Annotated in this window: 21 protein-coding genes and 1 pseudogene; 7 read left to right on the forward strand and 15 right to left on the reverse strand. The window is 72.7% G+C overall.

Annotated features, from left to right (window positions below):
- The first annotated feature begins 296 nt into the window (after window positions 1-296).
- The 4 genes from JL475_RS12970 to JL475_RS12980 all read left to right on the forward strand — a co-directional run bounded on the left by JL475_RS12970 (window position 297) and on the right by JL475_RS12980 (window position 3,174).
- Complete coding sequence (locus tag JL475_RS12970) at window positions 297-1,928, forward strand: FAD-dependent monooxygenase (RefSeq protein ID WP_202277740.1); 1,632 nt, start codon at window positions 297-299, stop codon at window positions 1,926-1,928.
- Between the two features lie 139 nt (window positions 1,929-2,067).
- On the forward strand, window positions 2,068-2,115 hold the full coding sequence (locus JL475_RS41705) for a hypothetical protein (RefSeq protein ID WP_309506048.1): 48 nt from the start codon (window positions 2,068-2,070) through the stop codon (window positions 2,113-2,115).
- A gap of 88 nt (window positions 2,116-2,203) precedes the next feature.
- On the forward strand, window positions 2,204-2,749 hold the full coding sequence (locus tag JL475_RS12975) for a cysteine dioxygenase (RefSeq protein WP_202277741.1): 546 nt from the start codon (window positions 2,204-2,206) through the stop codon (window positions 2,747-2,749).
- Complete coding sequence (locus JL475_RS12980) at window positions 2,746-3,174, forward strand: rhodanese-like domain-containing protein (RefSeq protein WP_202277742.1); 429 nt, start codon at window positions 2,746-2,748, stop codon at window positions 3,172-3,174. Before JL475_RS12975 ends, JL475_RS12980 begins: the two co-directional genes overlap by 4 nt.
- On the opposite strand, the gene recX is transcribed toward JL475_RS12980, so the two are convergent.
- The 4 genes from recX to JL475_RS13000 form a co-directional block, all read right to left on the reverse strand.
- Complete coding sequence (recX, locus tag JL475_RS12985) at window positions 3,168-4,004, reverse strand: recombination regulator RecX (protein ID WP_202277743.1); 837 nt, start codon at window positions 4,002-4,004, stop codon at window positions 3,168-3,170. The genes JL475_RS12980 and recX overlap by 7 nt on opposite strands.
- Before the next feature lie 3 nt (window positions 4,005-4,007).
- A complete protein-coding gene (gene recA / locus JL475_RS12990) occupies window positions 4,008-5,135 on the reverse strand; it encodes a recombinase RecA (RefSeq protein WP_202277744.1) in 1,128 nt (375 codons plus the stop codon).
- A 249-nt stretch (window positions 5,136-5,384) separates the two neighbouring features.
- Window positions 5,385-6,680 (reverse strand): AI-2E family transporter, encoded by a 1,296-nt coding sequence (locus JL475_RS12995; RefSeq protein WP_307825036.1) that lies wholly within the window; start codon window positions 6,678-6,680, stop codon window positions 5,385-5,387.
- Window positions 6,681-6,739: 59 nt separating this feature from the next.
- Window positions 6,740-6,934: a DUF3046 domain-containing protein gene (locus tag JL475_RS13000; protein WP_109380094.1), complete on the reverse strand. Its 195-nt coding sequence runs from the start codon at window positions 6,932-6,934 to the stop codon at window positions 6,740-6,742.
- 159 nt (window positions 6,935-7,093) lie between these two features.
- Between JL475_RS13000 and JL475_RS13005 the strand changes: the two are divergent.
- Window positions 7,094-7,803: pseudogene (locus JL475_RS13005) on the forward strand (hypothetical protein).
- 14 nt (window positions 7,804-7,817) lie between these two features.
- Here the strand turns inward: JL475_RS13005 and JL475_RS13010 are convergent.
- Genes JL475_RS13010 through JL475_RS13020 form a run of 3 tightly spaced genes read right to left on the reverse strand, consistent with a single transcriptional unit; the run spans window position 7,818 to window position 9,753 of the window.
- The gene (locus JL475_RS13010) at window positions 7,818-8,126 is read right to left on the reverse strand and encodes an AzlD domain-containing protein (protein ID WP_109380092.1); all 309 of its coding nucleotides are present in this window, start codon (window positions 8,124-8,126) and stop codon (window positions 7,818-7,820) included.
- A complete protein-coding gene (locus JL475_RS13015) occupies window positions 8,123-8,887 on the reverse strand; it encodes an AzlC family ABC transporter permease (protein ID WP_202277745.1) in 765 nt (254 codons plus the stop codon). Before JL475_RS13015 ends, JL475_RS13010 begins: the two co-directional genes overlap by 4 nt.
- Entirely contained in the window at window positions 8,785-9,753 is a 969-nt protein-coding gene (locus JL475_RS13020) for an AraC family transcriptional regulator (protein WP_202277746.1), read from the reverse strand. Before JL475_RS13020 ends, JL475_RS13015 begins: the two co-directional genes overlap by 103 nt.
- A gap of 135 nt (window positions 9,754-9,888) precedes the next feature.
- Here JL475_RS13020 and JL475_RS13025 point away from each other — a divergent pair, with 135 nt between their 5' ends.
- Entirely contained in the window at window positions 9,889-14,751 is a 4,863-nt protein-coding gene (locus JL475_RS13025; RefSeq protein ID WP_202277747.1) for an ATP-dependent helicase, read from the forward strand.
- 44 nt (window positions 14,752-14,795) lie between these two features.
- A complete protein-coding gene (locus JL475_RS13030; RefSeq protein ID WP_202277748.1) occupies window positions 14,796-15,650 on the forward strand; it encodes an Fpg/Nei family DNA glycosylase in 855 nt (284 codons plus the stop codon).
- On the opposite strand, the gene JL475_RS13035 is transcribed toward JL475_RS13030, so the two are convergent.
- The 8 genes from JL475_RS13035 to JL475_RS13070 form a co-directional block, all read right to left on the reverse strand.
- On the reverse strand, window positions 15,598-15,936 hold the full coding sequence (locus JL475_RS13035) for a hypothetical protein (protein WP_202277749.1): 339 nt from the start codon (window positions 15,934-15,936) through the stop codon (window positions 15,598-15,600). The two genes, JL475_RS13030 and JL475_RS13035, sit on opposite strands and share 53 nt — an antisense overlap.
- A gap of 176 nt (window positions 15,937-16,112) precedes the next feature.
- Window positions 16,113-16,583, reverse strand: a complete 471-nt coding sequence (locus tag JL475_RS13040; protein ID WP_202277750.1) for a Dps family protein — start codon at window positions 16,581-16,583, stop codon at window positions 16,113-16,115.
- 181 nt (window positions 16,584-16,764) lie between these two features.
- Complete coding sequence (locus JL475_RS13045) at window positions 16,765-17,145, reverse strand: helix-turn-helix domain-containing protein (protein ID WP_202277751.1); 381 nt, start codon at window positions 17,143-17,145, stop codon at window positions 16,765-16,767.
- 109 nt (window positions 17,146-17,254) lie between these two features.
- Window positions 17,255-17,800 carry a CinA family protein gene (locus JL475_RS13050; RefSeq protein ID WP_202277752.1) on the reverse strand — a complete coding sequence of 182 codons (546 nt, stop codon included), beginning with the start codon at window positions 17,798-17,800 and terminating at the stop codon, window positions 17,255-17,257.
- Window positions 17,797-18,624, reverse strand: a complete 828-nt coding sequence (gene pgsA, locus JL475_RS13055) for a CDP-diacylglycerol--glycerol-3-phosphate 3-phosphatidyltransferase (protein WP_202277753.1) — start codon at window positions 18,622-18,624, stop codon at window positions 17,797-17,799. Before pgsA ends, JL475_RS13050 begins: the two co-directional genes overlap by 4 nt.
- Window positions 18,621-20,096: a 30S ribosomal protein S12 methylthiotransferase RimO gene (gene rimO / locus JL475_RS13060; RefSeq protein WP_202277754.1), complete on the reverse strand. Its 1,476-nt coding sequence runs from the start codon at window positions 20,094-20,096 to the stop codon at window positions 18,621-18,623. The genes pgsA and rimO overlap by 4 nt, the downstream gene beginning before the upstream one ends.
- 93 nt (window positions 20,097-20,189) lie before the next feature.
- Window positions 20,190-21,020: a helix-turn-helix domain-containing protein gene (locus tag JL475_RS13065; protein WP_202277755.1), complete on the reverse strand. Its 831-nt coding sequence runs from the start codon at window positions 21,018-21,020 to the stop codon at window positions 20,190-20,192.
- A gap of 248 nt (window positions 21,021-21,268) precedes the next feature.
- Window positions 21,269-24,037, reverse strand: a complete 2,769-nt coding sequence (locus JL475_RS13070; protein ID WP_202277756.1) for a DNA translocase FtsK — start codon at window positions 24,035-24,037, stop codon at window positions 21,269-21,271.
- Window positions 24,038-24,167 lie beyond the last annotated feature (130 nt).

Raw genomic sequence — 24,167 nt, forward strand, 5'->3', positions numbered from 1 at the left:
ACGCTCCGCTCTGTACCGACATGGCTGTGGCCCGCCCTCCCGGCGGGCCACAGCCATGTCGGGGTCCGGTACGGCGGGGTGGCGCGCGAAAATCATCTCGTTACAGGCCGGGCTTATGTGATGAGCAGTCAAGTGATGTGACGGAACCGCACCGGTTTCATGATCGTCGCCCGTGCCCGTCACTTGACGCAAGCACCGGCAGTGGGTTGCATACGTTCTGTGATCGCGCACCCTGCTCCATCGTCCTGTTCCGCCCTGTCCTCCGGGACGTCACTTCGAGCAGGGGGCACCGCACCGTGGACCCGGTGATCATCGTCGGAGCGGGGCCCGTCGGGCTCACGCTCGCCCTGGCGCTGGCGCGTCAGGAGGTACCGTGCGTGGTCCTCGACGAGGGGCCGGGCAAGGACGAACCGCGTCCTGCCCGGTCGGTGGTGCTGCGCGAGGACACCACGGCGCTGCTGGAGCGGCTGACCGGCGCGCCACTGGCCCGGGCCGGCTCCCGTTGGGCCGGATGGCGGTCGATGCGGCGCAAGCAGGTGACACACGAGGTCGCTTTCGACGCCACCGCACCCGCCCCCGTGCACATCGCCCAGCACGTCCTCACCGGTGCCCTGCGTGCGGCCCTCGCCCGTGAACGGCTCGTCAGGGTCGCCGTGGACAGCCGTCTGGACTCCCTCGAACAGGAGCCCTCCGGCGTCACCGCGCACACCCGCGGCCCCAGGAGCACCTGGTGGCGCGGCAGTTACCTGGTCGGCTGCGACGGCCCCCGCTCCACCGTGCGCAAGCTCCAGGACATCCGCTTCCCGGGCCGCACGGCGGTGGAACGTCACGCCGTGGCCGCACTGCGTACGGAACTTCCCTGGCCTGGCGAAGCGTTGCTGCACCGGACGCCGCCGTGGCGCTCCTCCGGCCCCTTTGCCGGGGAGGTCACCGCGCGTCCGCTGCCGGACGGCGTGTGGCGTCTGGACTGGCTGCTGCCACCGGGCAAGGAACTGGTCACCCCCGAGCTGCTGCTGGCCCGGATCCGGGAGACCCTCGCCGGCTGGGCCGGCGGCCCGACGCCACCGTACGAGCTGCTCGACACCGGGGTACACACCGTCCACCACCGGCTCGCCCGGCGCTGGCGGGCGGACCGCGTGTTCCTCGCCGGGGACGCCGCGCACCTGCTCGGGGCGCTGGGCACACACGGGCTGGACGAAGGGCTTCGCGACGCCGACAACCTCGCCTGGAAGCTGGCCCTGGCCTGGCACCACGGCCACCACGAAGCGCTGCTCGACAGCTACCAGGCCGAGCGGCGCGCGATCGTCTCCGCCCGGCTGCGCGCCGCCGATCAGGCGCTGCCGCTGCTGCGGGGCGGCGGAGGGCTGCGTTCCTACGTGCCCGGCTCCGCCCGCGGTCATGACGCGCTCCTGGTGGACGGCCACCTGGGGCAGGGGCCGCTGGGGGCGCCGGGCGGGCACGCCGGATCGCCCCTCGCGCCCCGGGACCTCGAGGGTGAGGTCCCCGTCGACACGCCCCTCGGGGCGCCGGTCACCGATGTGCGGGTCACGGCGGAGGACGGCACCTTCGTCCGGCTGCGGGACCGGCTCGGCCGGGGTGCGCTGCTGGTGGTGCTGATCGCGCCGGGCACCGGAGTGTGGGAGCGCAGGCACTGGGTGTCCGCCGGGATCATGCCCCGGCTGGCGGCGGCCGTGGCGGCGCTGCCGCATCCGGCCGAGCTGCTGGTCGCGGAGAGCTATCCGGGGGCGGCGGCCCACACCGTGCTGCTGGTACGCCCCGACGGTCACCTGGTCACGGCGCTCGGCGGGGTCCGTCCGGCTGACCTGTACGCGGCGGCCGAAACGGTGCTCGGCGGACCGGCGGATGCGGGAACAACGGGAACAGCGGGGACGGAGGCCCGGGCAGCGGCCGGAGCGGGATCGCGCTGAGGTGCTGGGCGCGGACGATCCGTTTCCGCATGTTTCCGGGTGGGTCCGCATGCTGACGGTGAGTTGATCCCGTGTGCGTCGTCGTGGTGTACTCCGGTCCGTGACCGACACCTGTGTGCGCCTGTGGCGAAGGGTCCATATGGACCTCGTCCGCTACGCGGGCTGTGTGTGTCGCCCGTCCTGCTGAACTCGCGTTCCCTCTTTCCTGCGCGCCGCTCGCCGCTTCCACGCCGCCGCCGTGCGCGCTCCGCGAAGCTTTCTTCAGGACGGTGCACGTGTCTGCCTCCCCTGTTCTCCCCTCCTCCCCTGCGGGCTTCCCCTCTGCTCCCGGCCCTTCCCAGGCAGAACTCCTCGACTTCGTACGGCACGTCGCCGCCGACGCCGAGCTGGTCGCCGCGCTTCCGCTCGATCCGGAGGGCCGCACCTGGGTACGGCTCGACGGGCCCGCCGGCAGCGAGGCCTGGCTGATCGGCTGGCCGCCCGGCACCGGCACCGGCTGGCACGACCACGGGGAATCCCTCGGTGCCTTCATGACCGCCGCGGGTGAACTGCGGGAGAACTCGCTCGCGGTGCGGCTGCCCACCGACGGCTGGAAGACGCTGGAACTGAACGACGGCGTGGACCGGGAACGTCGACTGACGACCGGTGAGGGCCGCGCCTTCGGCCGGCATCACGTGCACGAGGTGCTCAACGAGTCCCCCGACCGGCACGCGGTCTCCGTCCACGCCTACCACCCGCCCCTGCCCCTGATGCGCCGCTACAGCCGCGGCGGCCAGACCCTGCGTCTGGAGCAGGTCGAGCGCCCGGCGGACTGGCAGTGAGCGGGACACACGAGCGGGCTGCCGGTGCCCCCGGGATCGACGAACTGCTGGAGCGGGTACGCGCGGGCTACACGCGGATCGAGGCGGTACCCGCGTACGAGGCCGCCCGCAGCGGGGAGGCACTGCTGGTCGACATCCGGTACGCGGCCCTGCGCGACCGGGACGGGCTCATCCCCGGCGCCCTCGTCGTCGAGCACAACGAGCTGGAGTGGCGTCTCGACCCGCAAGGCAGCCACCGCCTCCCCGAAGCCACCGGTCACGCTCTGCGCCCCGTCGTGATCTGCGACGAGGGGTACGCCTCCAGCCTGGCCGCGGAGTCCCTGCACCGGCTGGGGCTCCGCCGGGCCACCGACCTGATCGGCGGTTTCCAGGCCTGGCGCACGGCGGGTCTGCCGGTGCGGGCGCCGGGCAGGGCCCTTCAGTAGCCCCCGTCGTCCAGGAACCCGGTGCTCTCGCCGTCCTCGCCCTCCTCCTCCAGGGCCTGGCGGACCACGCGCAGGGCGAGGCCCTCGGGGTAGCCCTTGCGGGCGAGCATGCCGGCGAGGCGGCGGATCCGCTTGTCACGGTCGAGCCCGCGGGTGGAGCGCAGCTTGCGGGCGACGAGTTCGCGCGCGGTGGCCTCCTCCTGCTCGGGGTCGAGCTGGGAGACGGCCTCGTCGATCAGGGTGGCGTCGACTCCCTTGGTCCGCAGCTCCCGGGCGAGGGCGCGCCGGGCCAGGCCCCGGCCGTGGTGCCGGGACTCCACCCAGGCGTCCGCGAAGGCGCTGTCGTTGATCAGCCCGACCTCTTCGAACCGGGACAGCACCTCCTCGGCGGCCTCGTCCGGGATCTCCCGCTTGCGCAGGGCGTCGGCGAGCTGCTTCCGGGTGCGGGGGGTCCCGGTGAGCAGGCGCAGGCAGATGGCCCGCGCCTGCTCGACCGGATCCTCCTCGGGCTCCTCCCGCTCGGCCCTCGAAGAGGAGGAGCCGTCCCCGTCCGCCGCGGTCGCCTCGCCGAAAGCCCTGCGTCCGCGCCCATCGCGCGGCCCGCCGTCACGCGAGCCGCTCCCCCGTGAGTCGCCCGCACGGCGGGACCCGGCACCGCCTCGGCGCCGACCACCGCCCGAGCCCTCACCGGGGAAGCCGGCCGTGCCGCCGGCGTCCCCGTCCGCCCCGTCCACGCTCGCGGCTGGGTCTGCGCCGTCTCCGGTGTCTCTCCCCCATGAGGCGCCGGAGGCGGCGAACTCGTACTCGGCCCAGTCGGTTCGTCGTGTCACGGGTCAGCTCTTGGCCGCGGCGGCCTTGGACTTGGTGGTCTTGGCCGCCGGGGCCGAAGCCGGGGCCGCGGTCGCCTCGGCCGGAGCGGTGCTGCCGGCGGCGTCCGTGCCCTGCTCGGCGGCCGGCTCCTCGGGCCGCACGCCGACGCCGAGCTTCTCCAGGATCTTCTTCTCGATCTCGTCGGCGAGGTCGGGGTTGTCCTTGAGGAAGTTGCGGGCGTTCTCCTTGCCCTGGCCGAGCTGGTCGCCCTCGTAGGTGTACCAGGCACCGGCCTTGCGGACGAAGCCGTGCTCGACGCCCATGTCGATCAGCCCGCCCTCGCGGCTGATGCCCTGGCCGTAGAGGATGTCGAACTCGGCCTGCTTGAAGGGCGGCGCCACCTTGTTCTTGACGACCTTGCAGCGGGTGCGGTTGCCGACCGCCTCGGTACCGTCCTTGAGGGTCTCGATCCGGCGGATGTCGATGCGCACCGAGGCGTAGAACTTCAGCGCCCGGCCACCGGTGGTGGTCTCCGGGGAGCCGAACATCACGCCGATCTTCTCGCGCAGCTGGTTGATGAAGATCGCCGTGGTCTTCGACTGGTTGAGCGCACTGGTGATCTTCCGCAGCGCCTGGCTCATCAGCCGGGCCTGCAGACCCACGTGGGAGTCACCCATCTCGCCCTCGATCTCCGCCCTCGGCACCAGCGCGGCGACGGAGTCGATGACGATGAGGTCGAGGGCACCGGAGCGGACCAGCATGTCCACGATCTCCAGCGCCTGCTCGCCGTTGTCCGGCTGGGACAGGATCAGGTTGTCGATGTCGACGCCGAGCTTCTTCGCGTACTCGGGGTCCAGGGCGTGCTCCGCGTCCACGAAGGCGACCTGACCGCCGGCCTTCTGCGCGTTGGCCACCGCGTGCAGGGTCAGGGTCGTCTTGCCGGAGGACTCCGGACCGTAGATCTCCACCACCCGGCCGCGGGGCAGACCGCCGACGCCGAGGGCCACGTCGAGCGCGGTCGATCCGGTGGGGATGACCTCGATGGGCTCGTTCGTCCGGTCGCCCATACGCATGACCGCGCCCTTGCCGAATTGCCGTTCAATCTGTGCGAGCGCGGCGTCGAGCGCCTTCTCGCGGTCGGTTCCTGCCATGGGTTCCACCCGATTTGCTTGGTTCGATCGCTTCACGTCGACGACGCTAGCGCCTGCCACTGACAACGCGCCCCGGCGCACCTCCGGCCTGTGGACAACCGGCGCCCTTTCCGTCACGAATCAGGCCATAACGCCCGCCATCGAGCCTCACCGGCACGCCCATGAGAATGGATGTTCGATTTTTGTGTCAAGCGCACCACGCGGCACCCTCACAAGGCGTTCACCCACCGGCACCGGTTCCGCCGCCGCTCAGGAGCCCCCCGTGCCTTCGGTGCCTTCGGTGCCTTCGGTGCCCCCGGTGCCCCCACTCCGAGGTGGTGCCGCACCCCGTCGGCGGCTCCAGAGGCGCCGGGCGCCGGCGACGAGGCTCCCCCGCTCGCCGGGGCGGTGGTGGCCGTGCACGCGGGGGTCGTCCGTGACGTCGTAGCGCTTCACGTACGCGCCCAGGAACGCCTGGAGGGTGGCGACCGCGGGGATGGCTATCAACGCGCCGACGGCACCGAGCAGGGCGGTGCCCATGACGACCGAGCCGAAGGCGACCGCCGGGTGGATGTCGACGGTCCTCGCGGTCAGCTTGGGCTGCAGCACGTAGTTCTCGAACTGCTGGTAGATCACCACGAAGATCAGCACCCACAGCGCGTACCAGGGGTCGACCGTGAAGGCGATCAGCATGGGCAGAGCGCCCGCCAGATACGTGCCGATGGTGGGGATGAACTGCGACACCAGGCCCACCCACACGGCGAGCACGGGCGCGTAGGGCACCTCGAGTATCTCCAGCAGTACGTAGTGGGCCAAGCCGGAGACCAGCGCCATCAGCCCGCGCGAGTACAGGTAGCCGCCGGTCTTGTTCACGGCGATCTCCCACGCGCGCAGCACCTCGGCCTGGCGCGCGGGCGGCAGCACGGAACAGACGGCTCGCCGCAGCCGCGGGCCGTCCGCGGCGAAGTAGAACGAGAACAGCCCGATGGTCAGCAGCTGGAAGAGGCCTCCGAGGACCTGCGCGGAAACGTCCAGGACACCGGTGGCGCTGTTCTGCACGTAGTTGCGCAGCCAGTCGGAGCGGAGCAGGCCCTCCTGGATGTCCACCCGCCGCAGTTCGGTGCGGAAGTGGGTGTTGACCCAGTTGATGACGGAGTCGAGGTACTCCGGGAAATCCTCGACGATCTTGATGATCTGTCCCGCGAGCATGGATCCGAGCAGTGTGACGAAGCCCGCCGCCACGACCAGCACTCCCAGGAAGACCAGGAAGGTGCCCAGCCCTCGGCGCACCCCCCGCGCGGCCATCCAGCTCACCGCGGGCTCGACGGCGAGCGCCAGGAAGAACGCGATGAGGATGTTGATCAGCAGCCCGGTGAGTTCGTGGAAGGCCCAGCTGCCCAGCTGGAACAACGCGATCAGAGCGAGCGCGAGCACCATGGCGCGGGGCAGCCAGCGCGGCATGCGGGCACCGGGCTGGGCAGCGGGACCCCGCGGGCCGGGGGGCGGCGGCGCTCCGGGCGCCGAGGAATGCCGGGCCGCCTGCCCGGTCTCATCTGTGGGTGCCACGGAGTAAGTTTCGCGCACGCCACCGGCAGCCGTCCGCCCCATGGCCGTCTCTGTGACGATCAGCGCTTTTCCCGTGGCACGTCCATCACCGCGCAGACCACCTGCCAGACGTCCTTGGCGTCCCAGCCGGCCCTCAGCGCCTCGTGCACGGTGCGCCCGCCGAGTTCCGACATGACGTGATCGCGCGCGAAGGTGTCGGCGTAGCCCGTACCGAAGTACTCCGCCATCCGTTCCCAGAAGACCGTCAACCGCATGCCCTCAGTATCCCGCCCGAGAGTGTGGGCCCGAGCCGGGGCCGCCTGCCGACGCCGCTGTGCGCCCTGACGTCTGTCCCATGCCGTCAACCGGACCGGTCCCCTGCCCCGAAACCCCCGGTCGACAGCCCGCTCGCCCGCGCGGAGCGTTTCGTCCGGCTGACCCCGCGGGTGCTCGAACAGCGCCTGTTCGCCCACGAGTTCCGGAAGGGCGGTACCGACCCGGTGGAGCGCGTGTGCCGCTGTCTGACGTCCGTGTCCGCTCCGGACGGCGCGTTGCCGGCGATCCACCCCAGCCTGCGCGGCTGCCCGTCGGCCCCCTTCGTACCGGTCGTGGACGACCCGCCCGGCGAACTTCTGGCCACCGGGCCGGTGGTGGGCTGCTGCACCGCAACGACGTGTGGCACGCGTGGCTGTTCCGGGTCACGGACTTCTGCCGACAGGCCGCCGGGTCGCTGGAGCGGAGCCATCCGTACGAGATCCGGGCAGCGCTCGCCTTCCTGGACTCCGTCCCCGACCGCCCACGCGCGAAGCCGGCCGCCGACCGGCTGGGCCGCCCGGTGCGCGGACAGCGGCCGGGGCGCTACCCGGACGGCCTCGACGCCCACCGGGGCGTGCCCGGCCACGCCCCGGGTCAGCACCATTTCCCGCACGACTACGCGCAGACACCGCGCTCCCTCGCGCGCGGACGATTCACCGACGAGGAGATGTCAGGCTCGCTGGACCACCTGGCGGCCGAGCAGGAGGGCGACGGCGGCCGGCCGGTGCGCCAGCGCGAGTGGGCGCCGGCCCCGGCCCTGGAGGCGCGCTCCATGGTGACCATCGACGCGCTGCGCACGCTCAGGGCGTACGGTCGCCCGGTCGGCTGACCCGGCCGCCGGTCTCAGCCGCCCAGGGCCCGGACCCCCGCCGTCACCACCACGGCCGCCCCGACGACGACCAGGAACGGGGCGCGCAGCATCAGCGCCACGGCGGCGGCGGCGAGCCCCACCGCCCGCGCGTCCAGCACCAGCGTCTGCCCGTCGGCGAAGGTCTGCTGGGCCGTGAGGGCGGCGAGCAGGGCGACGGGCAGCAGCGCGGCCAGGCGCCTGACCAGCGGCCGTTCGAGGGCACCGGCGGGGACCAGCAGCCCGGCCAGCTTGACGGCGTAGCATCCGAGGACGGTCACACCGATCGCGATCCAGATGTTCAACGGTCCTCCTCCGGTACGTCAGGCACGTCACCGCGCGGTGTTCCCCTGCGGCGGCCCTGTGCCCACAGGACCGCCGGTGCCGCGAGCGCGGCCACCAGGACCGGTACGCCGGCGGGCAGGACCGGCAGCAGACCGAGTCCCAGCAGGACGGCGAGCCCGGCGACCATCCGTTCGGTGCCGGTGCGCAGCATCGGCGCGAGCAGGGCCAGGAAGACCGCGGGGCCGGCCGCGTCCAGGCCCCACGCGCCGGTGTCCCCGATGGCCTCGGCGCCCAGCGCGCCGAGCAGCGTGGTGAGGTTCCACAGGACGTACAGGCTGAGCCCGGTCACCAGGAAACCGATCCGCGCGCTGCGCCGGGTGGGCTGGGCGAGGGAGACCGCGGCCGTCTCGTCGATGACCCACTGGGCCGCGAACGGCCGCACCGCGCGCGGGAGGGCCAGCAACTGGGACAGGCGCAGCCCGTAGAAGGCGTTGCGCACCCCCAGGAAGAACGCCCCGGCGGCGGCCGTGAACGGGCTCCCGCCGGCGGCGAGCGCCCCCACCAGCGCGAACTGGGACGCCCCGGTGAACACGAGAAGGCTGAGCGCACATGTCTGGAGCAGCGTGAGCCCGCTGCCGGCCGAGGTCACCCCGAAGGCGAATCCGGAGAGTCCGACGGCTATCCCGACGCCCAGGGCGTCCCGGACGACGGCGCCGTCCGGTTTTTCTCCCCGGGCGTTCCCGTCCCGGACGTCCGCGAGTGTTGTCTGTTCTGTTGCCACACCCCGGACGGTACGTGGAGCGCGCTCCGGACGTCTTGTACGTTCTTGCGCTCGCGCTGGTAGGCACCCGGCGGCACTCCCACGATCCGGCCGAAGTGCCGGTTCAGGTGCGGCTGGTCGGTGAATCCGACCACGACGGCGGCCTCCGACGGCACGGTCCCGGCGTCCAGCAGCCGGCGCGCCCGCCGTACCCGTGCGTCGGTGAGCCAGGCGTGCGGCGGCATTCCGTAGGTGTCCCTGAAGGCCCGCAGCAGCGCGAACGGGCTGGTGCCCAGCTCGTCGGCCAGTTGCTCCAGCGTCGGCGGGGCGGCCATCCGCTCTTCCAGCAGGGCACGCGCGCGGGCGGCGGTCCGGGCGCCTGCCGTGCGCACCTCGCGCCGGGGCAGCGACCCGCCGTTCAGCCTCAGCAGCCGGGTCACGGCCACCCGCAGCAGCGTGTCGGCGGCGAGCGCGTTGCCCTCGTCGGTGGCCCGCAGTACCTGGTGCACCAGGCGGACGGTGTACGGATCGTCGAGCACCGGCCGCACGAAGCCCGGGGTGCCGCGCAGTGTGGTGGTCTCCGCGGCGATCGCCGCGACCACCTCGGGCGACGGATACACCGCGCCGTACCGCCAGCCCTCCGGCACTCCGGCCCGCCCGGTGTGCGGGGTGTCCGGGTTCACCAGCGCCAGTGCCCCGGCCCCCGCGTACTGGTCGCCGCCGCCGTGGTGGAAGACCTCCACGCCGTCGGCGATGGCGGCGATCACGAAGTGCTCGTGGGTGTGCCGTACGAACGTCTTGTGGATGTAGCGGGCCCGGAGCAGATCGACGCCGGGCAGGTCGGCGTACTGCCAGTGCCGCGCCCGTTCCTTGCCCCGTTCCGCCATACGGCCATTGTCGCCCGCCCCCGAACCGGCCCCGCCGGGCCCCGTCCGACCCCGGCGGGCCGAGGCCGAACGGACCGGACGCCCACGTCCGGCCTGCTCAGGCCCGTTGTCAGTGCCCGGGTGCAGGATGGACGCATGGTCAGCACTCCGCACCGAGCCCTGGACGGCTTCTCCGCCGCGACCCGCGGCTGGTTCACGGGGGCGTTCTCCGCGCCCACCGCGGCCCAGGCGGGTGCCTGGCGGGCCATCCACGAGGGGTCGGACGTGCTGGTCGTCGCCCCCACCGGCTCCGGCAAGACGCTGGCCGCGTTCCTCGCGGCCCTGGACCAGCTGGCTGCCACACCCCCGCCCGCGGACCGCCGAAAGCGCTGCCGCGTCCTGTACGTCTCCCCGCTGAAGGCCCTGGCCGTCGACGTCGAGCGCAATCTCCGCAGCCCGCTGACCGGCATCCGTCAGGAGGCCGTGCGCCTGGGGCTGCCCGAGCCCGAGGTCAAGGTCGGGATCCGCTCCGGCGACACCCCGCCCGCCGAGCGCCGGGCCCTGTCAACCCGCCCGCCGGACATCCTCATCACCACTCCGGAGTCCCTGTTCCTGATGCTGACGTCGGCCGCGCGGGACGCGCTGACGGGCGTGGAGACGGTGATCCTGGACGAGGTGCACGCGGTCGCCGGCACCAAGCGCGGGGCGCACCTCGGGCTCTCCCTGGAGCGGCTGGACGAACTGCTGCCCAGGCCGGCCCGCCGCATCGGTCTGTCGGCGACGGTCCGCCCGGTCGACGAGATCGCCCGTTTCCTGTCCCCGCGCGGCAAGGTGGAGATCGTCCAGCCCGAGGCAGGCAAGGAGTTCGACCTCTCCGTCGTGGTCCCGGTCGAGGACCTGGGTGAGTTGGGAGGCTCCCCGGTGGCCGACGGGTCGGAGGGGGCGGAGCGCCCGTCGATCTGGCCGCACGTCGAGGAGCGGATCGCCGACCTGGTCCAGTCCCACCGTTCGACGATCGTGTTCGCGAACTCCCGCCGTCTCGCGGAGCGCCTGTGCAACCGGCTCAACGAGATCGCCTACGAGCGGGCCACCGGGGAGCCGCTGGGCGAGCACCACTCCCCGGCCGGGCTCATGGGCGGCTCCGGGGCCGCCCAGGGCGCGCCCGCCGTCATCGCCCGCGCGCATCACGGCTCGGTGTCCAAGGAGCAACGGGCCCTGGTCGAGGAGGACCTCAAGGCGGGCCGGCTGCCCGCGGTGGTCGCCACCTCCAGCCTGGAGCTGGGGATCGACATGGGCGCGGTCGACCTGGTGGTCCAGGTCGAGTCGCCGCCGTCGGTGGCCTCGGGGCTCCAGCGCGTCGGCCGCGCGGGCCACCAGGTGGGGGCGGTCTCCACGGGCGTGGTGTTCCCGAAGTACCGGGGCGACCTCGTCCAGGCCGCCGTGGTCACCGAGCGGATGCGGACCGGCGCCATCGAGTCGCTGCGGGTTCCCGCGAACCCGCTGGACGTCCTGGCGCAGCAGATCGTCGCGATGACGGCCATGGACACCTGGCAGTTCGACGATCTGCTGGCCATGGTGCGCCGGGCGGCCCCTTTCGCCTCGCTGCCCGAGTCGGCCTTCACGGGCGTGCTGGACATGCTCGCCGGCCGCTATCCGTCCGACGCGTTCGCGGAGCTGCGCCCGCGCGTGGTGTGGGACCGGGTCACGGGCGAGATCACCGGCCGCCCCGGCGCCCAGCGCCTCGCCGTCACCTCCGGGGGCACCATCCCCGACCGGGGCCTGTTCGGGGTGTTCCTCGCGGGCGCCGACCCCAAGAAGGGCGGCGGACGGGTCGGCGAACTCGACGAGGAGATGGTCTACGAGTCCCGGGTCGGTGACGTCTTCACGCTCGGCACCACCTCCTGGCGCATCGAGGACATCACGCGCGACCGTGTGCTGGTCTCTCCGGCCCCGGGCGTGCCGGGGCGGCTCCCGTTCTGGAAGGGGGACCAGCTGGGCCGCCCGCTGGAGCTGGGCCGCGCGGTGGGCGCGTTCCTGCGGGAGGTCGGCTCACTGTCTTCGCAGGAGGCCCGCCTGCGGCTCCTGGCCGCCGGGCTGGACGCCTGGGCCGCCGACAACGTGCTGTCCTACCTCGACGAACAGCGCCAGGCCTGCGGCCACGTCCCGGACGACCGCACGATCGTCGTGGAGCGTTTCCGTGACGAGCTCGGCGACTGGCGGGTCGTGGTGCACTCCCCCTTCGGGGCCCAGGTGCACGCCCCGTGGGCCCTCGCGCTCGGTGCCCGCCTCTCCGAGCGGTACGGCATGGACGCCCAGGTGATGCACGCCGACGACGGCATCGTGCTGCGCCTGCCGGACGCCGACCTGATGGGTCTGGACCTGCTCGACCAGGAGCCGGTGAGGACGGGCACCGAGTACGACGCGGACCGGGCGCCGCTGGGCGCGGCGGACGTCGTCCTCGACAAGGGGGAGGTCGACCAGGTCGTCACCGACCAGGTGGGCGGCTCGGCGCTGTTCGCGTCCCGCTTCCGCGAGTGCGCCGCCCGTGCGCTGCTGCTGCCGCGCCGCAACCCCGGTAAGCGCACCCCGCTGTGGCAGCAGCGTCAGCGTGCCTCCCAGCTGCTCCAGGTGGCGGGCGAGTTCGGCTCGTTCCCGATCGTCCTGGAGGCCGTCCGCGAATGTCTCCAGGACGTCTTCGACGTCCCCGGGCTCGTCGAGCTGATGGGCGATCTGGAGTCCCGCAAGGTGCGGCTCGTCGAGGTCACCACCCCCGAGCCGTCGCCCTTCGCCCGCTCGCTCCTGTTCGGATACGTCGCCCAGTTCCTGTACGAGGGCGATTCCCCGCTCGCCGAGCGCCGTGCGGCGGCCCTGTCGCTGGACTCGCGGCTGCTGGCCGAGCTGCTCGGCCAGGCGGAGCTGCGTGAGCTGCTCGACGCCGGGGTGCTGGCGGAGCTGGAGCGCGAGCTGCAGTGGCTCACCGAGGACCGGCGGGTCAAGGACGTGGAGGGCGTGGCCGACCTGCTGCGCGTGCTCGGACCGCTCACCGGGGCCGAGCTGGCGGAGCGGGGCGCCGAGCCGGGGTGGGCGCAGGAGCTGGTCTCGGCCCGCCGCGCGATCCGGGTCCGCGTCGCCGCCACCGAGCACTGGGCGGCGGTCGAGGACGCCGGGCGACTGCGCGACGCGCTGGGCACGGCGCTGCCGGTCGGCGTGCCGGAGGCGTTCACCGAACCGGTCAAGGACCCGTTGGGCGACCTCCTCGCGCGGTACGCGCGGACCCACGGCCCGTTCACGTCGGCCACCGCCGCGGCCCGCTTCGGGCTGGGCGTGGCGGTCACCGAGGGTGCCCTGCAGCGGCTCTCGGCGGCGGGCAGGGTCGTCCAGGGCGAGTTCCACCCGGCCGGGATCGGCCAGGAGTGGTGCGACGCGACCGTGCTGCGCAGGCTGCGCCGCCGTTCCCTGGCCGCCCTGCGACACGAACTGGAGCCGGTGCCGCCCGCCGCGCTCGCCCAGTTCCTCCCCCGCTGGCAGCACATCGGCAAGGGGCACACGCTGCGCGGCGTCGACGGCCTGGTGCGCGCCGTCGAGCAGTTGCAGGGTGCGGCCGTGCCCGCGTCCGCCCTGGAGAAGCTGGTCCTGCCTTCCCGGGTCGCGCACTACTCCCCCGCGATGCTGGACGAACTCACGGCCGCCGGAGAGGTGGTGTGGGCCGGTGCCGGTTCCCTCCCGGGAAAGGACGGCTGGGTCTCCCTGTACCTCGCGGACGCGGCCCCGCTGCTCCTGCCGCCCGCACAGCCTCTGGAGACGACCGCCCTGCACCAGTCGGTGCTGGACGCCCTCGCCGGCGGTTACGGCCTGTTCTTCCGCCAGATCGCCGACCAGGTCCGCGCCACCACCCACCCCGAGGCCACCGATCCCCAGCTGGCCGACGCCCTCTGGGATCTGGTCTGGTCCGGCCGGCTGACCAACGACACCCTCGCTCCCATGCGCTCCCTGCTGGGCTCGGGCCGTACCGCGGGCTCGACCGCCCACCGCGCGAAGCGCCCGGTGCCGCGCGGCCGCTACGGCTCGCTCACAGCAGCCGCCCGCGGTACCTCCCGCACCGGCCCACCGACCGTCGCCGGACGCTGGTCGCTGCTCCCGGACCGGGAGACCGACCCCACGGTCCGCGCCCACGCACTGGCCCGCACCCTGCTCGACCGGCACGGCGTGGTGACGCGGGGCGCCGTCTCGGCGGAGGGCGTCGAGGGTGGTTTCTCCGCGGTCTACCGCATCCTGTCCGCCTTCGAGGAGACCGGCCAGGCCCGGCGCGGCTACGTGGTCGAAGGGCTGGGGGCCGCCCAGTTCGCCATGGACGGCGCCGTGGACCGCCTCCGCGCGGCGGCCAACGCCCACGAACGGGGGGAGCCCCTCCCCGGTCCGGGCCCGGACGGCCCGGACGGCCCGGACGGCCCGGACGGCCCGGACCGGGGCGGCTCCGGTCTCCTCGACGGCGATTCCGCCCCCTTCGCCCTCCATGGCTTCGCCCCGCCCACCGACGGCTCCCGCGACCCCGTTCCCGGTCCCCGGCAGCACGGGGGGCGCCCCTCGTACGACCCCTTCGCGGGCCGCCGCACCGGCCCGGACCTCGCCCCGCGCACCGGCGTCCTGGCCGCCGCCGATCCCGCGAACGCGTACGGTGCCGCGCTGGGCTGGCCCGAGCCCCCGACGGGCGCCGGGCACAAGCCCGGCCGCAAGGCGGGCTCGCTGGTGGTGCTCGTCGACGGTGAGCTGACGCTCTACGTGGAGCGCGGCGGCAAGACGGTACTGGCCTGGCCCGCGGACCCGGACGGGGAGCCCGCCGACGACGCCCGCCTCCCGGCCGCGGCAGAAGCACTCGCGGCGGCCGCGCGCGCGGGCTCCCTCGGCACGGTCACGGTGGAGCGCCTCAACGGCGTCTCCGCCCTGACGTCCCCGCTCGGGGCGCTTCTGGAGGCCGCGGGCTTCGTCGCGACCCCCCGAGGCCTGCGCCTGCGCCCCTGACCAGCGGGCCTGCCCGCCGCACGAGAGCGTGCGACCCTTGCCCCATGCCCGAAGGAGACACCGTCTGGCAGGCCGCGCGGCGGCTGCACAGCGCCCTCGCCGGCACGGTGCTGACCCGCAGCGACCTGAGGGTCCCCAGGCTCGCCACGGCCGACCTCACCGGCCGCGCCGTCCTGGACGTCACCCCGCGCGGCAAGCACCTGCTCACCCGTGTCGAGGGCGGCCTGACCCTGCACTCGCACCTGCGGATGGACGGCTCCTGGCGGGTGTACACGCACGGGCAGCGCTGGAGCGGCGGCCCCGCCCACCAGATCCGCGCGATCCTGGGCAACACCGACCGCACCGCCGTCGGCTACCGTCTGCCCGTCCTCGAACTCCTGCGCACCACCGACGAGGACCGCGCGGTCGGCCACCTCGGCCCCGACCTCCTGGGCCCGGACTGGGACCCCGACCTGGCGCTGGCGAACCTTCTCCGGGACCCGGCCCGTCCGCTCGGCGAAGCCCTGCTGGACCAGCGCAACCTCGCCGGCATCGGCAACGTGTACAAGAACGAGCTCTGTTTCCTGCTCGGTGTCACGCCCTGGCTCCCCGTCGGTGAACTGTCCGCCGAACGCGCCGCGAGGCTGCCCGAGTCCGCCAGGAAGCTGCTGCTGCACAATCGCGACCGTCCGGTCCGCAGCACCACCGGCCGTCGCGGCCAGGACCTGTTCGTCTACGGCCGCGCGGACCGCCCCTGTCTGCGCTGCCGCACCCCGGTCCGCCGGGCCGACCAGGGCGACGGTTCCCGCGACCGTCCCACCTACTGGTGCCCCACCTGCCAGCCGGGCCCGGCCCCCGGAGCGGCCTTCACCGCCGGCCGGATTCCCCGTCCGGACGGGGGCGCGGCGATGCCGCGATGACCGCGGAGGTGGTGACCGCGGAGGTGGTGCCGGCCGGTGCGCCGGCCCCGGGCGCGGCGGCCGTGTCCGTGTTCCAGGCCCGACGCCGGCGCCCGGCCGCCAGGGCTCCTTCCGCACGCGCCTTCGGCATGCAGTGCACCGGAAGCACGCTCAGCCCCCATCCCCCGGCCGCGACCGCCGCCTCCAGCACTCCCGCCCCGGGCACGAGCAACAGCCTCGCCACGGCCCACCACCACAGCGCCCCGAGCCCCAGCGCCGCACCCCAGCGAACTGCCCGCACCCTCACGGCCCCCACCTCCGGCACCTCCAGCCGGACGCTATAGGGGCGCTCATCCGGGCAGCCAGGGCGCACCACCGGCACACGGGCGCACCGCGCCCCGCGCCGCCACAGGCCGCGTACGCCCCGTGTGCCCCGTGTGCCGCACGCCCGCCCCGCCGCTCAGCACAGCGCCCGGGGCCACGTCACCCGTTCTCGGCCTGGAACATCCAGTGCTGCTTCTCGAGATCCGCCGTCGCCGAGATGAGGATGTCCTGGCTCACCGGGTCCGGCTCGGCGGTCGCACCGACCCGCTCGCGCATCCGCTCGATCACCGCGCCCAGGGCGTCCACCATGGCGCCCACCGCGGCCGTGTCGTCGACCCAGCCCTCGGGCGTCACCCCGATGCCGCTGCCGACGGCCACCGTCGCGGCGCGCCCGTCGGGTGAGACACCCAGTGCCGCGGCGCGCTCCGCCACGGTGTCGGAGTGGGTCCGCGCGAGGGACACCACCTCGTCGAGCTGCAGGTGCACGGAGCGGAAGCGCTGCCCGACGACATTCCAGTGGATCTGCTTCGCCACCAGAGCGAGGTCCACCAGGTCGACGAGGGCTCCCTGGAGCGCCTCGGACACGGTCTTCAGGTTCTCGTCGGACAACGGGCTCTTCACGACGTACATCCGCGCCTCCAAGGCTGGTCACCGCGTGTGGATTTCTCCCTCGTTCCCTCAACCATCGCCGCCACACACCGGACCGGCAAACGCACGCAACGGGAAGCCGTGGGCAAGCGAAAACCCCGGCGGCGCCCCTCCGGTTCTTCCGGAAGGACCCCGGCCGGGGCCTCTCACACCTTCACACCGCTCAGGCGGCGACGACGTCGACCGCCTCGGCGGGCGCCTTGATGGTCACCCGCTCCGGTGGCACGCCGGCCACCGAGACGGAACCCAGCATCGGACGGACCGACGCGGGCACGGGTTCGCTGGGGGTCGCCGCAGCCGACCGGGCCAGCTCGGCGAGGGCGAGCTCGTCGCTCACTTCCCGCATGAGCTCGGACATCCGTACGTCCAGCGCGTCGCAGATCGCGGAGAGCAGCTCGGAGGAAGCCTCCTTCTGCCCCCGCTCCACCTCGGAGAGATAGCCGAGTGAGACTCGGGCGGACGAGGAGACTTCGCGCAGAGTACGGCCCTGACGTTGGCGCTGCCGACGCAGCACGTCACCCAGCAGGCGACGGAGCAGAATCATCGGTGGCTCCCTCCTCGGGCCGTGTATCCGGATCCTTCTCGCCCCACCGTACCGCCTTGCGCTGCGGCCGTGCGGGGAGCGATGTCGTTTTCACTCTGGGCTGCAAACATCAAAACCCCCCGTTTCGTTCCGTATCCTGTGCCCGCTCATTCCCGGTCTGTTCGCCCGCAAGCTCCCCGAGAAGCAGTGCGAGTACGCTCCGTACACTCTCCATACGAATTTCCGCCCGGTCGCCGTTCAATCGCAGATGCTCCACTTTTCCGCCACCGGCAAAAACGGAATCCGTCACCGACGGCCCGGACACCGCCACGTAGACCGTCCCGACGGGTTGCCCGTCCTGGGGATCCGGGCCGGCGACCCCCGTGGTCGCGATGCCCCAGTCGGCGCCCAGCGCCTTGCGGACGCCGGCCGCCATCTCGGCCGCCACCTGCGGATCCACCGCTCCGCGCTGCGCCAGCAGGGTGGCGTCGACGCCGAGCAGTTCGTGCTTCAGGTCGGTGGCGTAGGCCGTCACCGAGCCGCGGAAGACCTTCGACGCTCCGGGTACGGAGGTGATCTCCGCCGCGACCAGACCGCCGGTGAGCGACTCGGCGACGGCGAGCGTCCCACCCTTGACGGTGAGTAGTCGCACCACTTCGGCAGCCCGGGAACTCAAGCTTCCGGCTCTTTCAACGCCGCTTCGCGCTCGATGATTCCCTTCCTGCGCAGCACCATGGCTTGCCTCACATAGTCGAGTCCGGTCACGACGGTGAGCACGACGGCCGCCGCCATCACCCAGAACCGCAGGGTGGCCAGCCACCCGGTCAACGCCAGCACGTACATGCCGACAGCCACGCCCTGAGTGAGGGTCTTGAGCTTGCCCCCGCGACTTGCCGGGATCACGCCGTGGCGGATGACCAGGAAACGCAGCAGGGTGACGCCGAGTTCCCGGCCGAGGATGACGCCGGTGACCCACCAGGGGAGGTCGCCCAGCGCGGAGAGGCAGATCAGCGCCGCTCCCATGATCGCCTTGTCGGCGATGGGGTCGGCGATCTTGCCGAAGTCGGTGACGAGGTCGTAGGCGCGCGCCAGATGGCCGTCGAACAGGTCGGTGATCATGGCGACGGCGAAGGCCGCCCATGCGAACGCGCGCCAGGCCGGGTCGTACCCGCCGTCGGCGAGCATGAGGGCGACGAATGCCGGTACGAGCACCAGCCGGAGCATGGTGAGCAGGTTGGCGACGTTCCAGACGCTGGCCTGGTTCACGGCCGCCGCCGTGATCTTCCCGCCCCGTGCCGACTGCCCGTCACGGTCACGGTCGTCGTTGCCGGGGCCATTGCCGTTGCCGCCTGGGACACGGTCGGTCATGCCGCCGGAAACCGAGGTCCGGGAGGCGTCACCGCCCGCGGTCCCACCGGCCCTCGGACGGCCCGCCGAACTCGCCGACGCCCTCCTCGCGCCGGAGGGGCCTCCCGCCGCGGACGCCGGGACACCCGTCATCTGCCAGCCTCCTGACTCAACGCGGGCGAACCCTGGAAGAGCGGCTCGGCCACCAGGTCGACACCTTCCGTGCCGACGACCTTCGCCTCGACCATACGGCCCGGTCGCAGACCCGTGCCGCTCGTGAGCAGCACCTGGCCGTCCGTCTCGGGGGCCTGGTGCGCCGCCCGCCCGTACACGCCCTCCTCGTCGTCGACGGACTCCACCAGCACGTGTACGGTCTCGCCGACCCGTTCCTCGGCTCGCTGCGAGACGAGTTCCTCGGCCATCCGGGAGACGTGCGCCAGCCGCTCGGCGACGACGTCCTCGTCCAGCTTGTGCTCGTACGTCGCCGCTTCGGTGCCCTCCTCGTCGGAGTAACCGAAGACACCGATGGCGTCCAGCCGGGCGTGGTTCAGGAACCGCTCGAGCTCGGCGAGGTCGGCCTCGGACTCGCCGGGGAAGCCGACGATGAAGTTGGAGCGCACACCGGCCTGCGGCGCCTTGCTCCGGATGGTGTCGAGGAGCTCCAGGAAGCGGTCGGTGTCGCCGAAGCGGCGCATCGCGCGCAGCACGTCGGGCGCGGAGTGCTGGAAGGACAGGTCGAAGTACGGGACGACCCCCGGCGTGGAGGTCAGTACGTCGATCAGGCCGGGGCGCATCTCGGCGGGCTGGAGGTAGCTGACGCGGACCCGCTCGATGCCGTCGACCTCGGCGAGCTCGGGCAGCAGGGACTCCAGGAGGCGGATGTCGCCGAGGTCCTTGCCGTAGGAGGTGTTGTTCTCGGAGACCAGCATGATCTCCTTCACGCCCTGCTCGGCCAGCCACCGCGTCTCGTTCAGCACGTCGCTCGGGCGGCGCGAGATGAAGGAGCCGCGGAAGGACGGGATGGCGCAGAAGGAGCAGCGCCGGTCACAGCCGGAGGCGAGCTTCACCGAGGCGACCGGGGTGCCGTCCAGCCGGCGCCTCAGGGGCGCGCGGGGTCCGGAAGCCGGGGCGACGCCGTCGGGGAGGTCCACTGGGCCGTGCCCCGGGAGCGCGACGGACGTGGCGGACTCCTGGCGCTCGGCGGGGCTGATCGGCAGCAGCTTGCGCCGGTCGCGGGGGGTGTGGGAGGCGTGGATGCCGCCGTTGAGGATGGTCTGGAGACGGTCCGAGATGTCGGTGTAGTCGTCGAAGCCGAGCACGCCGTCGGCCTCGGGGAGCGCCTCGGCCAGTTCCTTGCCGTACCGCTCGGCCATGCAGCCCACCGCCACCACGGCCTGTGTTCTTCCGTGACCCTTGAGGTCGTTGGCCTCCAGGAGGGCGTCGACGGAGTCCTTCTTGGCGGCTTCGACGAAGCCGCAGGTGTTCACGACGGCGACGTCCGCTTCTCCGGCGTCCTCCACGAGCTGCCAGCCGTCCGCCTCCAAACGGCCTGCGAGCTCCTCCGAGTCCACCTCGTTACGGGCGCAGCCAAGGGTGACGAGTGCGACGGTGCGGCGTTCAGGCATGGGCTCAAGACTACTTCGTCCCGCCGGCACCCCTCATCGACGGGGTTGGCCGATCCGGGCCGACCCCGCCGACGGGGCATCGTCCGCATCCGGCTATCCGGCCTGCGGGTCGCCCTTCGTGTACGTGAGGCGCTCCACGGCCCCCGGCTGCCAGTCGTCCTCGATCTTCTTGCCGTTGACGAAGAGGTCGATCGCGCCGGCGTCGCCGAGCACCAGGTTGATCTTCGTGCTGTCCTGGAAGGTCTTGGAGTCGCCCTGCTTGAGCAGCCCGTCGAAGAGCAGCCGACCGCTGTGGTCCTTGGCGGAGATCCAGCTACGCCCGTCGGGGGCGCTCACCTTGACGGTCACCTTGTCCTGCGGCGCGGCCGCGATGGCGCTGTCCGAGGGTTCCGGCTCGGGGGCGGCGGGCTTCTCGGACGTGGGGGTGGGCGAGGCGGACGCGCTGGGGGTGGCACCGTCGGCGACGTTCCCCTTGCCGCCGTCGTCTCCGCCCTTGACCATGGTGAATCCGACGAAGCCGACCACGACGACGATCGCGGCGACCATGGCCGCGGTCCAGTTGGGGCCGCGCCGCTCCGGGCGGATGCGTTCCGCCTCGAACAGGGGGGCGGCCGGGGTGGGGGCCGGGCGGCCTCCGTGCTCGGCCTCGTACTGGGCGATCAGCGGGTCGGGGTCGAGCTGCACGGCCCTGGCCAGGCTCCGGATGTGCCCGCGCGCGTAGACGTCGCCGCCGCAGGGCTCGAAGTCGTCTGCCTCGATGGCGCGCACGATGGCGATACGGACCCGGGTGGCGGTGGTGACGTCGTCGACGGTGAGGCCGGCGGCGATGCGTGCCTGCTGCAGCACACGGCCGACGGAGGGGCGGGCTTCCTCGGATACGTCTTCGAACGGACGCTCGTCTTCAGGAGAGTTGCCGATGGACACGGGGGCGCCTTTCGAGCGTGTAGCCACCTGTGCTGGAGGTTCAGTCTAGGGGGATGACAAAAGGGTGGGGCAACCGGGCGGTAGGACTTTGTACGCCATCGGAATGGCCCGACATGCCGATGGTGGACCTGCGGTTTGGCACTTCCCTCACGTTGACGTACGCCGAAGGGAAACGGTTGCGCGGTGATCCCTCACGGGTGGGTCACGATCCGCCGTCCGGCTGCCGCGGAGCAACGGCCGCGTCCCTCCTACCCTTCAGACTCCCCCCGGATCAGCGCGAGCACTCCATCCAGCTCTTCGGCCTTCACAAGAACGTCACGCGCCTTCGAACCCTCGCTCGGCCCGACGATGTTCCGGGACTCCATGAGGTCCATGAGCCGGCCGGCCTTGGCGAAGCCGACGCGCAGCTTGCGCTGGAGCATGGACGTCGACCCGAACTGGGTGGAGACGACCAGTTCGGCCGCCTGGCACAGCAGGTCGAGGTCGTCGCCGATGTCCTCGTCGATCTCCTTCTTCTGCTTGGTCCCGACGACGACGTCCTCGCGGAAGACGGGCGCCATCTGGTCCTTGCAGTGCTGGACGACGGCCGAGACCTCCTCCTCGGTCACGAACGCGCCCTGCATGCGCGTGGGTTTGTTCGCGCCCATCGGAAGGAACAGCCCGTCGCCCTTGCCGATCAGCTTCTCGGCACCGGGCTGGTCGAGGATGACCCGCGAGTCCGCGAGCGAGGAGGTGGCGAACGCGAGCCGGGAGGGCACGTTGGCCTTGATCAGACCGGTGACGACGTCGACCGAGGGACGCTGCGTGGCGAGCACCAGGTGGATGCCGGCCGCCCGCGCGAGCTGCGTGATGCGCACGATGGCGTCCTCGACGTCGCGCGGGGCGACCATCATCAGGTCGGCCAGCTCGTCGACGATCACCAGCAGGTAGGGGTACGGCTGGAGCTCCCGCTCGCTGCCCTCGGGTGGTTTGGCCTTGCCCTCGCGCACCGCGCGGTTGAAGTCGTCGATGTGCCGGTAGCCGTAGGCGGCGAGGTCGTCGTAGCGCAGATCCATCTCGCGTACGACCCACTGGAGCGCCTCGGCGGCCCGCTTGGGGTTGGTGATGATCGGTGTGATCAGGTGCGGGATGCCCTCGTAGGCGGTGAGTTCCACGCGCTTGGGGTCGACCAGGATCATCCGGACGTCCTCCGGGGTCGCCCGCATCATGACCGAGGTGATCAGGCAGTTGATGCAGGACGACTTGCCGGAGCCGGTGGCGCCGGCGACCAGCATGTGCGGCATCTTCGCCAGCGAGTCCATCACGTAGCCGCCTTCGACGTCCTTGCCGAAGGCGACCAGCATCGGATCGTCGTCCTCGGCGGACTCCGCGAGGCGCAGCACGTCACCGAGGTTGACCATCTCCCGGTCGGTGTTGGGGATCTCGATGCCGACCGCGGACTTGCCCGGGATCGGGCTGATGATCCGCACGTCCGGGCTGGCCACGGCGTACGCGATGTTCTTGGTCAGCGCGGTCACCCGCTCGACCTTCACGGCCGGGCCGAGTTCCACGACATAGCGGGTGACCGTCGGGCCGCGGGTGAAGCCGGTGACGGCGGCGTCCACCTTGAACTCGGTGAAGACCTTCCGCAGGGCTTCGACTATGGCGTCGTTGGCCGCGCTGCGCGCCTTGCCCGGACCGCCGCGGGTGAGCAGGTCGAGCGAGGGCAGCGAGTAGGTGATGTCACCGGAGAGCTGGAGCTGCTCCGCGCGGGCGGGCAGGTCTCGGGGTTCGACGGGCGGCGCCTTCGTCATGTCCAGGACCCCCGCCTCGGGCCTCTCCTGCCTCGGCTCGTCCTCCCTCGGCTTCTCCTGCCGGGGACGGGCGGCCGGAACCGGTGTCGGCGTGGTCGGCTCGCGGTCCCCCACGCGTACGCCCTGGGTGAGGTCGGCGACGATCGGCGAGGGCGGCATCCCGTGCAGTACGGCACCGTCGAGCGCGGCGGCGGCAGCGGCGGCCACGTCCACGGCGTCCATCGGCCGGTTCGTGTCGGGCTGCGGCACCGCGGACCGGCGCGGGCGGGAGCGTCGCCGGGAGAGCGCTTCCCGCTCCGCGCTGTCGGGGATGTCGGGGCCGTACTCCTGGGGCGCCCGTCCGCGGCCGCGGCGGCTCCCGGGCAACGCCTCGCGCCACTGCTCCTCGTAGCGCTCGTCGTCATCGCCGTACTCGCCGTACTCCTCCGGCGTCCGGTCGTGGACGAGCCCCAGCTTGGTGCCGAGCAGCCGCAGCCGCTGCGGGACGGCGTTGACCGGGGTGGCCGTGACGACCAGCAGACCGAAGACGGTGAGCAGGACCAGCAGGGGCACGGCGAGCACATCGGTCACGGTGTACGACAGCGGTGTGGACACGCCCCAGCCGATGAGCCCGCCGGCGTCCCGCACGGCGTGCATGCCGTCGCTGCGGGCGGGCGAGCCGCAGGCGATGTGGATCTGTCCGAGCACCCCGATGAGGAGGGCCGACAGGCCGATGACGATGCGGCCGTTGGCCTCCGGCTTCTCCGGGTGCCGGATGATGCGCACGGCGACGACCCCGACCAGGATCGGCACCAGCAGGTCGAGCCGACCGAAGGCACCGGTGACCAGGATCTCCACGAGGTCGCCCACGGGCCCCTCGAGGTCGGCCCAGGTGCCCGCGGCGACGACGAGTCCGATGCCGAGCAGCAGCAGCGCGAGGCCGTCCTTGCGGTGGGCGGGGTCGAGGTTCCTGGCGCCCTGCCCTATACCGCGGAAGACCGCCCCGACGGCGTGCGCCAGGCCGAGCCACAAGGCGCGCACCAGGCGGTAGACGCCGCCCGTCGGGCTGGGAGCCGGTTTGGGCGCGGGTTTCCTCGCCGCGGCCTTCTTGGCCGTAGTGGCTTTCCTGGCCGTGGTCTTCTTCGCGGGCGGCTTCCTGGCAGCGGCCTTCTTCGCCGGAGCCTTCGCGGAAGCAGCCGCCTTCTTCGCGGGTGGCTTCTTGGCGGCGGAGGGACGTGAGGCCATGGGGGTGAGGTTACCGGTGGAGACGCCTGTGGACACGCGTGCCAGATGCTTCACCCGTTCGTGTCGCTTCGACGGAGGCGCCGAACTGACGCCGCCTCACCCCGGGGCCGCGCCGGGCGGGCGGCAAGAG

Source organism: Streptomyces sp. M2CJ-2 (assembly GCF_016757295.1).
GTDB lineage: Bacteria > Actinomycetota > Actinomycetes > Streptomycetales > Streptomycetaceae > Streptomyces.